10 protein-coding genes are annotated in these 14,196 nt (G+C 74.1%); 6 read left to right on the plus strand and 4 right to left on the minus strand.

What is annotated here, in order from left to right; genetic code table 11:
* Window positions 1-64: 64 nt before the first annotated feature.
* Genes ATC03_RS02470 through ATC03_RS02485 form a run of 4 tightly spaced genes read right to left on the minus strand, consistent with a single transcriptional unit; the run spans window position 65 to window position 5,508 of the window.
* On the minus strand, window positions 65-1,498 hold the full coding sequence (locus ATC03_RS02470; RefSeq protein ID WP_227820209.1) for an amidohydrolase: 1,434 nt from the start codon (window positions 1,496-1,498) through the stop codon (window positions 65-67).
* Window positions 1,495-2,883 carry an LLM class flavin-dependent oxidoreductase gene (locus ATC03_RS02475; RefSeq protein WP_067872720.1) on the minus strand — a complete coding sequence of 463 codons (1,389 nt, stop codon included), beginning with the start codon at window positions 2,881-2,883 and terminating at the stop codon, window positions 1,495-1,497. The genes ATC03_RS02470 and ATC03_RS02475 overlap by 4 nt, the downstream gene beginning before the upstream one ends.
* On the minus strand, window positions 2,873-4,288 hold the full coding sequence (locus ATC03_RS02480) for an NtaA/DmoA family FMN-dependent monooxygenase (RefSeq protein WP_067872722.1): 1,416 nt from the start codon (window positions 4,286-4,288) through the stop codon (window positions 2,873-2,875). The genes ATC03_RS02475 and ATC03_RS02480 overlap by 11 nt, the downstream gene beginning before the upstream one ends.
* The gene (locus ATC03_RS02485) at window positions 4,288-5,508 is read right to left on the minus strand and encodes an LLM class flavin-dependent oxidoreductase (RefSeq protein ID WP_067872725.1); all 1,221 of its coding nucleotides are present in this window, start codon (window positions 5,506-5,508) and stop codon (window positions 4,288-4,290) included. Before ATC03_RS02485 ends, ATC03_RS02480 begins: the two co-directional genes overlap by 1 nt.
* A gap of 227 nt (window positions 5,509-5,735) precedes the next feature.
* Here ATC03_RS02485 and ATC03_RS02490 point away from each other — a divergent pair, with 227 nt between their 5' ends.
* The 6 genes from ATC03_RS02490 (at window position 5,736) to ATC03_RS02515 (ending at window position 13,977) form a co-directional block, all read left to right on the plus strand.
* Window positions 5,736-6,860 carry an LLM class flavin-dependent oxidoreductase gene (locus ATC03_RS02490; protein ID WP_067872728.1) on the plus strand — a complete coding sequence of 375 codons (1,125 nt, stop codon included), beginning with the start codon at window positions 5,736-5,738 and terminating at the stop codon, window positions 6,858-6,860.
* Window positions 6,860-7,966 carry an ABC transporter permease gene (locus tag ATC03_RS02495; RefSeq protein ID WP_084003220.1) on the plus strand — a complete coding sequence of 369 codons (1,107 nt, stop codon included), beginning with the start codon at window positions 6,860-6,862 and terminating at the stop codon, window positions 7,964-7,966. The genes ATC03_RS02490 and ATC03_RS02495 overlap by 1 nt, the downstream gene beginning before the upstream one ends.
* Window positions 7,963-8,910, plus strand: coding sequence for an ABC transporter permease (locus ATC03_RS02500; protein ID WP_067872730.1), 948 nt, complete (start codon window positions 7,963-7,965; stop codon window positions 8,908-8,910). The genes ATC03_RS02495 and ATC03_RS02500 overlap by 4 nt, the downstream gene beginning before the upstream one ends.
* On the plus strand, window positions 8,907-10,673 hold the full coding sequence (locus ATC03_RS02505; RefSeq protein WP_084003221.1) for a dipeptide ABC transporter ATP-binding protein: 1,767 nt from the start codon (window positions 8,907-8,909) through the stop codon (window positions 10,671-10,673). Before ATC03_RS02500 ends, ATC03_RS02505 begins: the two co-directional genes overlap by 4 nt.
* 139 nt (window positions 10,674-10,812) lie before the next feature.
* The gene (locus tag ATC03_RS02510; RefSeq protein ID WP_067872733.1) at window positions 10,813-12,432 is read left to right on the plus strand and encodes an ABC transporter substrate-binding protein; all 1,620 of its coding nucleotides are present in this window, start codon (window positions 10,813-10,815) and stop codon (window positions 12,430-12,432) included.
* A gap of 126 nt (window positions 12,433-12,558) precedes the next feature.
* On the plus strand, window positions 12,559-13,977 hold the full coding sequence (locus tag ATC03_RS02515) for a M20/M25/M40 family metallo-hydrolase (RefSeq protein ID WP_227820210.1): 1,419 nt from the start codon (window positions 12,559-12,561) through the stop codon (window positions 13,975-13,977).
* Window positions 13,978-14,196 lie beyond the last annotated feature (219 nt).

Here is a 14,196-nt window from a genome sequence, read left to right on the forward strand (position 1 = left end):
AGTCACCGGCTCGCTGGTGCGGTGGCCGGTGCGCCCGCCTGTTCGCGCCCTCACGCGGCGGTGCTCATCGCTGCGCCGCCCACGCGAAGGTGCGCTCGACGTCGACCGCGCCGCCCGCCGCCGCGAAGTCGTCTCGCACGGCGGCCAGCAGGTCGGCGTCGGCCAGCACGGCGGCCAGCAGGTCGGCGTCGGCCAGCACGTCGGCGACGGTCGCCGCGAGGCCGTACGCGGCATCCGTCACCGCCTCGATCGACGCGGGGGAGCCCGCGTACTCGGCGAACTCGCGCGTGTGCAGCGCGATCTCGGGCGGCGCGATCGCGATGACCGGGTGGATGCCGGGCAGGCGCTGGCTGATGTTGCCGAAGTCGGTCGACGCGGCCTGCGCGCCCGGTGCATCGGCGGCGCGCAGCACCCTGCGGCCGCGCTCGGCCTGCGCGAGCGCCCACCGCTCGGCGAGCGGCCCGTTGTGGCGGATCGGCAGGCTGAACGGCTGAGGATCCCACGTGACCTCGACGCCCGTGCCGGTCGCGAGGGCGATGCCGTTGGCGATGTCGTCGACGCGTGCCGAGAGCTCGCGCAGGGTCGGGATCTCGTGCGAGCGCACGTAGTACTCCAGCTCGGCGCGCTCGGGCACGACGTTCGGGCGGGCGCCGCCGTCGACGAAGACGCCGTGGATGCGGTCGCCCGGCGGCAGGTGCTGCCGCAGCAGGCCGACCGCCTGGTAGTTGAGGGCCGCCGCGTCGAGCGCGTTGCGGCCCTGGAACGGTGCGGCCGCGGCGTGCGCGGCGACCCCGTGATAGACGATGCGCACGATGCGCCGACCGATGAAGTCGGGGTCGGCGAGGTCGGCGCCGAACGGGTGCGCCATGACGGCGATGTCGATGTCGTCGAACGCGCCGGCGCGGGCGAGCAGCTCCTTGCCGTTGCCGCCCTCCTCGGCGGGCGTGCCGATGAGCAGCACGCGGCCGGGCACGCTCGCGGGGTCCTGCCGCCTCGCCTCGGCGAGGGCGAGGAACGCGCCGACGGATGCCGCGGCGATGAGGTTGTGGCCGCAGGCATGGCCGACCCCCGGCAGGGCGTCGTACTCGGCGAGGAGGGCGACGGTGGGGCTGGTGGGGGCGCCGTCGGTGTCGGGCGCGGCGGGCGCTGCGGGCAGCTCGGCGACGAACGCGGTCGGCAGGCCGAAGACGTCGAGCTCCGAGCGGATGCCGCGGGCCTCGAGCGTCTCGACGATGGCCGCCGCGCTCTTCACCTCGGCGAACCCGGGCTCGGCGAGCGCGAACAGGTGCGCCGACAGGCCGCCGAGCGTGGGCGCCAGCCCGTCGACGGCAGCCGCGAGGGCGGCGCGCAGCTCGGGCGGGGCGCCGACGTACGGCGACGAGATGGGCGGAGCCGCGCCCGCGAGGCGTTCGGCCTCGCGGGCGACGGCGTCCAGGTGCAGGGTGCTCGGCGTCGTGGGCCGGGCACCGATCCGCAGGCCGTGCGTCGCGGCGGTCACGCCCCGACCGCGGCACCCGCGAGCTCGGACACGGCCCGCTCGGCGGTCCGATCCTCGCCCCCGGCCGGCGCCGCCACGTCGCCCCACGCCGCGGCGAGCAGGCGGTACGACGCCACGCGCGCCTCGTGGTCGTGCGTGATCGTCGTCACGAGCAGTTCGTCGGCGCCCGTGGCGCGCTGCAACGTCTCGAGGTGCGCGACGACGGTCGCGGCCGAGCCGACGAAGCGGGTGTCGAGGCGATCCTGCACGGCGTCGAGCTCGATGCTCGACAGCTCGGCGTCGGGCGTCGCGTGCTCGGGCCGAGGGTAGGGCACGGCCCCCTGACCCTCGCGGATCGAGAGCACCCACTCCGCGTAGCCGCGAGCGAGGCGCTGGGCCTCGGCATCCGTCTCGGCGACGACCACGTCGACCGACACGATCGTGTGCGGTGCCTCGAGCTCGGCCGACGGAAAGAAGTGCGCCCGGTACTCGGCGACGGCCGCGAGCACGCCGCTCGGGGCGACGTGGTAGTTCGCGCCGAACCGCAGGCCGAGGCGACCGGCCAGGCGCGCGCTCTCGCCCGCGCTGGAGCCGTGCACCCAGAGCTCGACGGGGGTGCCCGTCGCGGGCTGCGCCTGCACGGTCACGCCGTCGGGTCGGCTGTCGTCGGCGAAGCGCACGGGCCCGGCGAAGAAGGCGCGCAGGGCGTCGACGTCGTCGGCGAAGCGGTCGGCATCACCCACCGTGCGCCCGAGCAGCCGCGCCTGGAGCGCGAACCGCGCGCGGTCGAACCGGAACGGGCGCTGCGGCGGAATCACGAGCCCATCGATCACCTCGTTCGGCGCGGGCGGTGCGGGCTCGGCCGGAGCCTCGTCTGCGACCGGGACCGCGGGCAGGGGTGGGGCCGCGGGTACGGCATCCGGATGTCCCTGGCCGCCGTCGGCGACCGGCGCGTGCGCCTTGGCCGGCGGGAGTCCGCTGCGGCCGAGGCCCAGGTCGACGCGGTCGGGCCAGAGCGCCGCGACCGTGCCGAACGCCTCGGCGACCTGGATCGGCTCGTAATTGCCGAGGATCGTCGCCGCGGTGCCGACGCGGATGCGCTCGGTCGACGCCGCGACGATGCCGAGGAACGTGTGCGGCGCGGCGCCCGCGACGCCCGGGTTGAGATGGTGCTCGGCGAGCCAGTAGCGCGCGTAGCCCGCGGCCTCGGCCTGTCGGGCGAGGTCGATCGAGCGGTGCAGCGCCTCGCCGGCAGTCGAGCCCTCGGCGATCGGCACGAGATCGAGCACGGCGAGGGGCACGCGGCGGGCGGGGGTGGCGGGCGTGTTGCCCGTGGCGCTGGTCTCGAGACGCTGCGCTCCTCGACCGGCGGCGGTGGCGGCGGCGTCACGCGGCTCAGCCGACACGACGCACCTCCTCCTCGGCGTCGCGCACGGCCGCCACGCGGGCGCCGGGCTCGGGCAGCTCGAGGTTCTGCCGCAGCGTCGCGCCGGGCTCGTACTCGGTGCGGTACACGCCGCGCTCCTGCAGCTCGGGCACGACCCGGTCGACGAAGGCGTCGAGGCCGTGCGGCGAGGTCGTGCCGACGACGACGAAGCCGTCGGTCGCGCGCTCCTGCACGTACCGGTCGAGCTCGGAGGCGACGTGCGACGGCGTGCCGATGAACGACTGGCGCCCGGCGACCTTGATCACGAGCTCGCGGATCGAGAGCCCCTCGGCCTCGGACTGCGCGCGCCAGGCCTGCGCGATCTGCACGGCGTTCGGGAAGCGCGGCGCCCAGCCCTTCGTGATCTTGCCCGAGACGGTGTCGGCGGGGCCCTCGCCCGGATCGAACGCGGGCAGCGGGCCGTCGGCGTCGTACGAGGTGAGGTCGGTGCCCCAGAGCTGCTCGAGCACCGTGATCGCGTTGCGCCGCGTCACCTGGGCGAGCGAGACCTCGCGGGCGACCTCTTCGGCCTCGGCCTGCGTGTCGCCGATCGCGAACGTGACGGCGGGCAGGATCTTCAGCGAGTCCTCGGTGCGGCCCCAGCCGGCGAGGCGGCCCTTGACGTCGGCGTAGAACGTGCGCGCCTCGTCGAAGGCGCTGTGCCGGGAGAAGATCACCTCGGCGTGCTCCGATGCGAAGTCACGGCCGTCGGCCGAGTCGCCGGCCTGCACGATGACGGGGTAGCGCTGCGGGCTCGCCGGGGTCGCGAAGCGGCCGCGCACGTCGAACTGCGCGCCGCGGTGCGCGAACGCCCCGGCGTCGGCGGCGTCTTCGGCGAGGAACCGCCCGGTGGCGCGGTCGGCGACGATCGCGTCGGCCGTCCAGCTGTCCCAGAGCTCCTTCGCGAGGCTCACGAACTCGTTGGCGCGGTGGTAGCGGTCGCCGTGGTCGAGGAACCCGCCGCGGCGGAAGTTCGCGCCGTGGAACGCGTCGGAGCTCGTCACGACGTTCCAGCCGGCGCGGCCCCCGGAGAGGTGGTCGAGCGTCGAGAGCTGCCTGGCGAGCTCGTACGGCTCGTTGAACGTGGCGTTCAGCGTGCCGACGAGTCCGATGTGCTCGGTCACCGCAGCGAGCGCGGTGAGCACGGCGAGCGTGTTCGGGCGGCCGACGACGTCGAGCTCGTGCAGCTGTCCCTTGTGCTCGCGCAGGCGCAGGCCCTCGGCGAGGAACACGTAGTCGAAGCGGCCGCGCTCGGCCGTGCGGCCGAAGTGCTCGAAGGCCGAGAAGTCGATCTGGCTGCGGTGCAGCGGGTCGGCCCAGAGGGTCGTGTTGTTCACGCCCGGGAAGTGGGCGGCCAGGTGCACCTGGCGCTTGGCGTCGGCCATCAGGCGGCCTCCCCGTTCTGTCGTGCGGCGCCGGCGGCGGCAGCCGCGGCGGTGTACCGGTTCTCGGGCAGCTCGAAGCCGAGCCGCTCGCGCAGGGTCGTGCCCGCGGCATCCGATCGCCCGAGTGCGGGCAGCACCCAGTCGGCCAGCTGCTCGAGGTCGCGCGGCAGGCGGGCGGGGCGGATGCGCACGCCGTCGTACCCGAGGGCGGTCCAGGCGTCGATGCGCTCGAGGAGCTGCTCGGGCGTGCCGGTGAAGATCAGGGCGTCGGATGTCAGTGGCGAGCCGTTCTGCTCGTCGAGCCGTTCGAGCGCGGCGCGTGCGGCGGCCGGCGTCGACTCGAGCACGACGACGACCTCGGCGAGCACCGAGAGCGGACGACCGGTGCGACCCGTGCGCACCTCGGCGTCGCGCACCTCGCCGAGGATCGACACCGACTGGGCCTCGTCGAGCGGCGTGATGAACACGAGGTCGGCGCTCGTCGCGGCGAGCTCGTAGGGGATCGTCTGGTGCCCGAGCACGGCGACGAGGGGCTGGCCCTGCGGCGAGCGCGGCACGATCGAGGCGCCCGCGATCGAGAAGTGCTCGCCCTCGTACTCGGCGCCGTGGATGCGCTCGCGGTCGATGAAGCGGCCGGTCGAGGCGTCGCGGATGATCGCGTCGGCCTCCCAGCTGTCCCAGAGGCGGCGCACCACCTCGACGACCTCGCGGGCCTCATCGAGCCCGGCGCGGATCTGCTCGGAGTCGCCGGCGAGCAGCGCCTCGATGTCGACGTTCGGCACCGTGCGCCGGCCGAAGTGGGCCGCCTCATGCGGCGAACCAGAGATCTGGGCGCGCCATCCGGCACGGCCGCGGCTCGCGATGTCGAGGGTCTGCAGCCCGGTCGCGACGTGGAAGGGTTCGGTGTGCGTCGTCGTCACGGTCGGCACGAGGCCGATGCGCTGGGTCACGGGGGCGACGAACGAGGCGATGAGCAGGGCGTCGAGACGGCCGCGCACCTGGTCGGTGCGCTCGTCGGTCGACCACAGCGTCGAGGACTGCAGGCCGAGCGCGTCCTCGAAGGTGACGAGGTCGACGTCGGCGCGCTCGGCGAACTGCGCGAGGTCGCGCCAGTACCGGGCGGTGAAGAGTTCGGCCGGTCGGGCCGACGGGTCGCGCCAGGCGGCGGGGTGCCAGCCGGCCCCGTCGAGGGCGACGGCGATGGTGGGTCGTCGAGTCATGCGATTCACCTTCCGCGCGACCCGGCACAGCCCGCAAGGCGGTGCGTCACGGGGTGAAGTCGAAGGTCATACGGCTTCATCGGATGCCGCGGCGACGGGTCATACGCGGTCACAACCGGCGGGCGGCCCACCGTCACGATCCGTCGCGCGGCGACACCCGACGCCACCTTCGGTCACGCTTCGCGACACGGCTTTGCGGTGCCCGTGGAGCAGGCGACAGTGGCGGCATGACCACCCTTTCGACCATCGCGTTCCTGACCCCCGGCAACTACGACGACGCCCGCCCCGAGCAGGGCCTCGAGGACACCCTCGCCCTGTTCGAGCACGGCGAGCGCCTGGGGTACGACGGAGCCTGGGTGCGTCAGCGGCACCTCGAGCACGGGGTGTCGTCGGCGCCCGTGTTCCTCGCCGCGGCCTCGCAGCGCACGAGCCGCATCCGGCTCGGCATCGGCGTGATCCCGATCGGCTACGAGAGCCCGTTCCGGCTCGCCGAGGACCTCTCGACGGCCGACGTGCTCTCGGGTGGCCGGCTCGAGGTCGGCGTGAGCGCGGGCCGCCCGCCGCATGTCGAGCTCATCGGCGAGCGCGTGTTCGACGGCGACTGGAGCGAGCAGGACTTCTCGCACGCCAGGGTCGATCGGCTGCTCGAGAACCTCTCGGGCGAGTTCCTCGGCGACGCCGACACGGTCATCCACTCACCGGGCAACGTGCAGCGGCCGCGCCTGCAGCCCTACGCCGCCGGGCTGCGCGACCGGATCTGGATCGGCGCGGGCTCGGCCCGGTCGGCCGAGTGGGCCGCCGAACGCGGACTCGGCCTCCTGACCGGCAACATCGTCTCGGGCGGACCGGTCGTCGAGGGCGGGCCGGCCGCGTTCGCCGCGACGCAGGCCGACGTGCTCGCCCGCTACCGCGACGCGTACCGGGGCGCCGGCTCGCCGCGCGTCGCGCTCGGCCGGGTCATCGTGCCGACCGACGGCGCCGACCGCGCCACCCGCGCGAGGTACTCCGAGTACCGCGCGAGCCGCGTGGAGCGCACGGGCATCGCGCACGGCGAACGCCTCACCCAGTTCGCGCCCGACCTCGTCGGCACGGCCGAGGAGATCCTCGAGCAGCTCGCCGCCGACCCCGTGGTCTCCGCCGCGACCGACCTGCGGCTCGAGCTGCCCTACGAGTTCTCGGTCGACGACTACCGCCAGATCCTCGACGACGTCGCCCGGCTCATCGCGCCCGAGCTGGGCTGGGCGGGTGGCGCGGGTGCGGTCGGTGCGCAGACGGAGACGGTGACGGATGCCGCAGCGCGCGCCGCGGCATCCGGTGCCGTCGTTGCCGATGCGAGCACGGAGGCCGCCTGATGTTCAGGTACGTGCTGCTGCGGCTGCTGCAGGCCGTCGGCGTGCTGTGGGCCGCGTACACGGTGTCGTTCCTCGTGCTCTACGCGCTGCCCGGCGACCCCGTGACCCTGCTGGCCGGCGCGGATGCGACCGACATCACGCCTGCGCAGCTCGACGCCCTGCGCGCGGAGCTTGGCCTCGACCGCCCCCTCATCGTGCAGTACCTCGACCAGCTCGCCGCCGTGCTGCGCGGCGACCTCGGCACCTCGATCGTCACCGGCCGACCGGTGACCGAGATCATCGGCGAGGCGCTGCCGCCGACCATCGCGATCGCGTCGTTCGCCCTCGTGATCGCAGTCGTCGCGGGCGTCGGGATCTCGATCGCCGCCAACTACACGCGGCACCGGTGGCTGGCCGACGTGCTGCTCGGCCTCCCGCCGCTCGGCGTCGCCGTGCCCGCGTTCTGGTTCGGGCTCATGCTCATCCAGTGGTTCTCGTTCACGGTGCCGATCTTCCCGGCCGTGGGCGACCGCGGCTTCATCTCGCTCGTGCTGCCGGCGATCACGCTCGCCCTGCCGACGGGCGCCACGATCGCGCAGCTGCTCTCGAAGAGCCTCTCGAACACGCTCCGCGAGCCCTACGTCGACACGGCGTGGGCGAAGGGCGCCAGCCGCGCCCGCGTGCACCTCGGCCACGCGCTGAAGAACGCGGCGCTGCCCGCCCTCACCGTGACGGGCCTCATCGTCGGCCAACTGCTCTCGGGCACGGTCGTGACCGAGACCGTGTTCTCGCGGCCCGGCATCGGGCGCGTCACCGCGGGCGCCGTGCAGCAGCAGGACGTGCCGGTCGTGCAGGGCGTCGTGCTCGTCGCCGCGATCGCGTTCGTGCTCGCCAACCTCGCCGTCGACCTCGTGGCGCCGCTGCTCGATCCGCGCATCGTCACCGGCGCGCGGTCGCCGCGTCGCGGTGCCGGGGAGCGTGCTGCTCGGGCCGCTGCCGGGCCGGCCGCCGCCCGGCCGGCCGCCGCCCGGCCCGCCGCCGCACCGGCATCCGGCGCACGACCCGCGCCCGCGGCATCCGCCACCGCCGTCTCGGCCGCCGCAACGACCCAGGGGGAGCCCGCATGAGCGACACGACCGCCCTCGTGCCCGAACGGCACGAGCAGTCCGAGGACGTCTTCGCGGCGACCGCCGACGCACGCTTCGCCGACGCGGTGCGCAGCCGCTCGGCCGACGCAGCTCTCAGGGCCGGTCGCGGCATCGGACGCGTGCTCGCCCGGCCCACCCTGCTCATCGCGATCGTGTGGCTCGCGCTCGTCGTGATCGCCGCGATCGCGCCCTGGATCCTCGCGCCCGGCGACCCCCTCGATGGCGTGCCGGCCGATCGACTGCAGGGCCCGTCGGCCGCGCACTGGTTCGGCACCGACCAGCTCGGCCGCGACCTCTACACGCGCGTCGTGCACGGCACGGCGCTCACCCTCACGGCCGCGGGCATCGCAGTCGCCGTCGGCCTCGTGGTCGGCACCCTGCTCGGCCTGCTCGCGGGCTTCATCGGCCGGTTCGTCGACGAGGCCGTCATGCGCCTGGCCGACGTGCTGCTCGCGATCCCCGCGCTGCTGCTCTCGCTCGCGATCATCACCGCGCTCGGCTTCGGCACGATCAACGTCGCCGTCGCGGTCGGCTTCGCGAGCATCGCGACCGTCTCGCGCATCTCGCGCTCCGAGGTGCTGCGGGTGCGCAGCTCGGTCTACATCGATGCGGCCAGGGCATCGGGCGACCGTTGGGGCCGCGTGCTGTTCCGCCACGTGCTGCCGAACTCGGCCGGGCCCGTGCTCGTGCTCGCGGTGCTCGAGTTCGCCGGGGCGATCCTCGCGGTCTCCGCGCTGAGCTTCCTCGGCTACGGCGCCCCGCCGCCCGCGCCCGAGTGGGGCTCGCTCGTCTCGGGCGGGCGCGACTTCCTGCGGAACGCCTGGTGGCTCACGACCTTCCCGGGCCTCGTGATCGCCGCCACCGTGCTCGCCGCCAACCGGCTCTCGCGAGCCCTCGACACCGAAGGGAGGCGCACGCGATGAGCGCCGAGAACGACCGCACCTCCGACGCCGCTCCGCCCGACGCCGCTCCCGCGCCTGCGGCCCACGACCGCACGCCCCTCCTCGAGATCACGAACCTCGCCGTGAGCTACCGCACGGCCGGCGGCACGATCGCCGCCGTGCGCGACGCGAGCCTCGTCGTGCACGCGGGCGAGACCGTCGCGATCGTCGGCGAGTCGGGCTCCGGCAAGTCGACGACCGCGCACGCCGTCGTGCAACTGCTGCCGTCGACGGCGTCGATCGCGGCCGGCACCGTGCGGTTCGAGGGCCGCGATGTCACGAAGATCTCGCGCGTCGAGCTGCGCGGCCTCCGCGGACGCGCCATCGGCTTCGTGCCGCAGGACCCGACCGTGAGCCTCAACCCCGTGCAGCGCATCGGCCGCCAGGTCGCCGAGGTGCTCGAGATCCACGGGCTGGCCGACCGGCGCACGGCGGCCGCCCGTGCGATCGACGCGCTCGCCGAGGCCGGCCTGCCCGACCCCGAGCGGCAGGCGCAGCAGTACCCGCACGAGCTCTCGGGCGGCATGCGCCAGCGCGTGCTCATCGCGATCGCGCTCATCGCCCGGCCCGCGCTCGTGATCGCCGACGAGCCGACGAGCGCCCTCGACGTCACCGTGCAGCGGCAGATCCTCGACCGCATCGACCAGCTCAAGCACGAGCTCGGCACGGCCGTGCTGCTCATCACGCACGACCTCGGCGTCGCGGCCGACCGCGCCGACCGCATCGTCGTCATGTCGCAGGGCGAGGTCGTCGAACAGGGCACGCCCGCCGAGGTGCTCGGATCGCCCTCGCACCCCTACACGCGCGCACTCATCGCGGCGGCGCCGAGCCTCGACCTCGACGCGCCGTTCGCCGAGCAGGCTCGGGTGACGGATGCCGCGGGGTCGGCGGATGTCTCGGGCGCGACTGGAGCTTCGGGGCAGGCGCGGGCTTCGGGGCAGGCGCTCGCCGCGGCATCCGGCCCGCTCGTGGTCGCCCACGACCTCGTGAAGGAGTTCCCGGTGCCGCGCGCGGCGGGCGGCGGCGTGCACCGGGCGGTCGACGGCGTGAGCTTCGCGATCCCGCGCGGCCGCACGCTCGCCCTCGTCGGCGAATCGGGGTCCGGCAAGTCGACGACCGCGCGCCTCGTGCTGCGACTCGCCGAGGCGACCTCGGGCAGCGTCGAGTTCGACGGCGTCGACCTCGGAGGGCTCGGCTCCGGCGCCGTGCGGCGGTTCCGCAGGCGCGCGCAGCTCGTGCACCAGAACCCGTACGCGTCGCTCAACCCGCGCCTGCCGATCGGCCGCATCGTCTCCGACCCGCTCGAGGCGTTCGGCGTCGGCACGCGCGCCGAACGACGGCGACGCGTCGAAGAACTGCTCGACGTCGTCGCGCTGCCCGCCGGCACGATCGACCGCAAGCCGGCCGAGCTCTCGGGCGGCCAGCGCCAGCGCGTCGCGATCGCCAGGGCGCTCGCCCTCGCGCCCGACCTCGTCGTGCTCGACGAGCCCGTCTCGGCGCTCGACGTGTCGATCCAGGACCAGATCCTGACGCTCCTCACCGAGATCCAGGGCGAGTTCGGGGTGAGCTACCTGTTCATCTCGCACGACCTCGCCGTCGTGCGGCGCATCGCGCACGACGTGATCGTGCTGCGCGACGGCCGCATCGTCGAGGCGGGGGAGACCTCGCGGCTCTTCCGCGACCCGCGCGAGGCGTACACGCAGGAACTCCTCGACGCGATCCCGGGGCGCGCCGCCCGCGGCTGACGCCCGCCCGCGGCATCCGTCACCGGATCACGAACCGCAGCCCGCGGCATCCGGAACCCGAACCACCTGAACCCGCACCACAGACCACCAGACCACCCGCACCACCTGACCAGCACACCGAACACACCAGGAGAAGCACATGCGCACCACCACACGCTTCGTCGTCGCGGCTGTCGCGACGACGACCGTCTTCGCCCTCGCGGGCTGCGCCGACGCCCAGTCGGCCGACTCGGGCGAGCCCACCGCGACCGTCGTCGACGGCGGCTCGCTCGCCTTCGCGATCGCCAACGACCCCGTCTCGCTGAACCCGTCCGGCACGGGCTCGGGCAACGACACGCTCTACGTGACGCGTCAGCTCGTCGACTCGCTGCTCTACCAGAACCCCGAGACCGGCCGCCTCGAGCCGTGGCTCGCGAGCGACTGGTCGGGCAACGACGACGCGACCGTCTTCACGTTCACGCTGCGCGACGACGTGACCTTCTCCGACGGCACGCCGCTGACCGCGGCCGACGTCAAGGCCACGTTCGACGACATCATCGCCGCGGGCGCCGCGAGCCAGGCCTCCGCACTGCTCATCGGCTACGACGAGACCGTCGCCGTCGACGAGCACACGGTCGAGGTGCACTTCGCCACCCCGAACGCCGCGTTCCCGAACTCGACCGCGAGCGTCGCCCTCGGCATCGTGGGCGCCGCGACCGTCGCGACGCCGTACGACCAGCGCGCCGACGGCAAGGCCATCGTCGGCACCGGCGCGTTCACGCTCGGCGAGTACACGAAGGACGTCGAGACCGTGCTCGAGGCCCGCGACGACTACGCGTGGGCGCCCGAGGCCCTCGGCAACGACGGCGCCGCGCACCTCGACGAGGTCGTGTTCCAGGTCGTGCCAGAGGCGAGCGTGCGCACCGGCAGCCTGACCAGCGAGCAGGTCGACGTCATCGGCGGCGTGCAGCCGAACGACGTGCAGACCATCGACGACGCCGGCTTCCCGCTCGTGTACCGCGGCAACCCCGGCGCGACCTTCGGCGTCTACTTCAACGAGTCGCGCCCGGTCGTCTCCGACCTCGCCGTGCGCCAGGCGATCGCCGCCGCCATCGACCCCGAGGTCGTGCGCGACACCGCCCTGAACGACCTCTTCGCCGTGGCCACGAGCTCGCTCGCGAAGACCACCCCCGGCTTCGCCGACCAGGGCGACGCGTTCGAGTACGACCCCGAGGCCGCAGCCGACCTGCTCGACGAGGCCGGCTGGACCGAGGGCGCCGACGGCACCCGCTCGAAGGACGGCCAGCCGCTCAGCCTGAAGCTCGCGTGGATCACGAACTTCGGCCCGAACCAGACCTCGCTCGAGCTCATCCAGCAGCAACTGAAGGACGTCGGCATCACGATCGAGCTCGTCGGCGGCAGCGTTCCCGAGTTCCTGAAGATCCAGGAGGCCGGCGACTTCGACCTGTCGTGGCAGAACCTCTCCCGCGCCGACGGCGACGTGCTGCGCACCACGTACTCGACGGCCGCGAGCAACCGCCTGCACCTCGACGACCCCGAGCTCGAGGCGCTGCTGCTGAAGCAGGCCACCCTCGCCGACGCCGACGCCCGCGACGAGGTGCTCGCCGAGGCGCAGGCCCGTATCGCCGAGCAGGTGCACCAGGTGCCCGTGCACGAACTCACCTCGATCCTCGGCACGCTGCCGACCGTGCACGGCGTGAGCCTCGGCGCCGACTCGCGCCTCGACTCGCTCGTCGGCGCATGGGAGGACGCCGAGTGAGCGGCTACTCCGAGGCATCCGACCGCACGTACACCAAGGTCTCCAAGGAGCACACGCCCGACATCCTGAAGGCGTTGCGCTGATGTCGGGCGAGCACTGATGGGCGAGACGCTGTTGACTGGGACGGTGAGCGAGACATTGGGTGCGCAGGGCGGCGGGTCGCAGGTCGGCGGGTCGCTGCTCGAGCGCGAGGCGCTGCGCTACATCCGCGAGCTGATCCGCATCGACAGCGTCAACACGGGCGACCCGCGCACCATCGGCGACGGTGAGGCGCGGGCCGCCCGGCTCGTGCACGCGGCGCTCGCCGAGGTCGGCCTCGAGAGCGAGTTCATCGAGTCCACGCCGGGCCGCGGCAACGTCGTGGCCCGGCTGCGGGGCGCAGGCCCCGACGGGGGCGAGCCCGAGCGGGGTGCTCTCGTCGTGCACGCCCACCTCGACGTCGTGCCCGTCGACGGGCAGGACTGGCGGTACCCGCCGTTCGGCGCCGAGATCCACGACGGCCTGCTCTACGGGCGCGGTGCGGTCGACATGAAGAACTTCGCGGGCGTGCTCGTCGCGGTCGCCCGCGCCTTCGTTCGCGAGGGCTTCGTGCCGCAGCGTGACCTCGTCTTCGCGTTCTTCGCCGACGAGGAGGCGGGCGGTGTCTGGGGAGCCAAGTGGCTCGTCGAGCACCGGCCCGACCTGTTCGCGGGCGCCACCGAGGCGCTCAGCGAGGTCGGCGGGTTCTCGGTGCCGATCCCGGCTGCGTCGGCTTCGCGGGCTCCGGATGCCGCGGGCGCACCCGGTCGGCATCGGCGCGCCTACCTCGTGGCCACGGCCGAGAAGGGCGTCGCCGTGGCGCGCGTCACGGCGCGCGGACGCCCCGGGCACGGCTCGCGCCCGACCTCCGACAATCCCGTGGTGCGCGTCGCTCGCGCGGTCGCCGCGATCGGCGACCACCAGTTCCCGTTCACGCGCACGCCCGCGCTCGAGACGTTCCTGCAGCGCTTCGGCGAGGCGCGCGGTCTCGCGTTCGCGGCTGCCGCGGCCGACGTCGAGGCCGAGCTCGCCGAGCTCGGCTTCACGGGGTCGCTCCTCGGGGCCGGCGCCCGCGACACGGCGTCGCCGACCGTGCTCGAGGCCGGATCCAAGACGAACGTGATCCCGGGCGTCGCCACGGCGAGCCTCGACCTGCGGGTGCTCCCGGGGCACGAGGAGACGTTCATCGACGAGCTGCGCGCCGTCGTCGGCCCCGACGTCGAGCTCGAGGTGAGCCGGTGGATCGCCCCGATCGCGTCACCCGTCGACGCGCCGATCGTCGCGGCCATGCAGCGGGCGATCGAGGCCGACGACCCCGAGGGACTCGTCGTGCCGTACCTGCTGCCCGCGAGCACCGACAACAAGCACCTGTCGCGGCTCGGCATCGCCGGGTACGGCTTCGTGCCGCTGCGCGTGCCCGACGACTTCGACGTGTTCGGCCAGTTCCACACGGCCGACGAGCACATCCCGGTCGACGCGCTCACGTTCTCGGTCCGCGTCACGGAGCGCCTGCTCCGGCTCGCCTGAGCGACCGGCCGACCCGCAGGAATCCCGTTGTTGCGAGGGAATCCCGTCGCCCGCGGATTCCGACGCAACACCGGGATTCCTGCGCCGCCGCGTCATCAGGCGACTCGGAGGACGCCCGACATGTCGCCGTGCGGCGGAATGCGACGGCCTGTTGCGCCCCCTTACCGAGCGCGTCGGACGGCGCTCGCGACATCCGCCGCCCCCACCTAGCGTCGAGCC

The sequence above is a fragment of the Agromyces aureus genome, assembly GCF_001660485.1.
In the GTDB taxonomy this organism is placed as follows: Bacteria; Actinomycetota; Actinomycetes; order Actinomycetales; family Microbacteriaceae; genus Agromyces; species Agromyces aureus.

Bases quoted from the DNA above. Each gene is read 5' to 3' on its own strand.
- ATC03_RS02480 (WP_067872722.1), bottom strand. From the start codon at position 4,288: ATGGCCGACGCCAAGCGCCAGGTGCACCTGGCCGCCCACTTCCCGGGC.
- ATC03_RS02500 (WP_067872730.1), top strand. From the start codon at position 7,963: ATGAGCGACACGACCGCCCTCGTGCCCGAACGGCACGAGCAGTCCGAG.
- ATC03_RS02510 (WP_067872733.1), top strand. From the start codon at position 10,813: ATGCGCACCACCACACGCTTCGTCGTCGCGGCTGTCGCGACGACGACC.
- ATC03_RS02505 (WP_084003221.1), top strand. From the start codon at position 8,907: ATGAGCGCCGAGAACGACCGCACCTCCGACGCCGCTCCGCCCGACGCC.
- ATC03_RS02485 (WP_067872725.1), bottom strand. From the start codon at position 5,508: ATGACTCGACGACCCACCATCGCCGTCGCCCTCGACGGGGCCGGCTGG.
- ATC03_RS02490 (WP_067872728.1), top strand. From the start codon at position 5,736: ATGACCACCCTTTCGACCATCGCGTTCCTGACCCCCGGCAACTACGAC.
- ATC03_RS02495 (WP_084003220.1), top strand. From the start codon at position 6,860: ATGTTCAGGTACGTGCTGCTGCGGCTGCTGCAGGCCGTCGGCGTGCTG.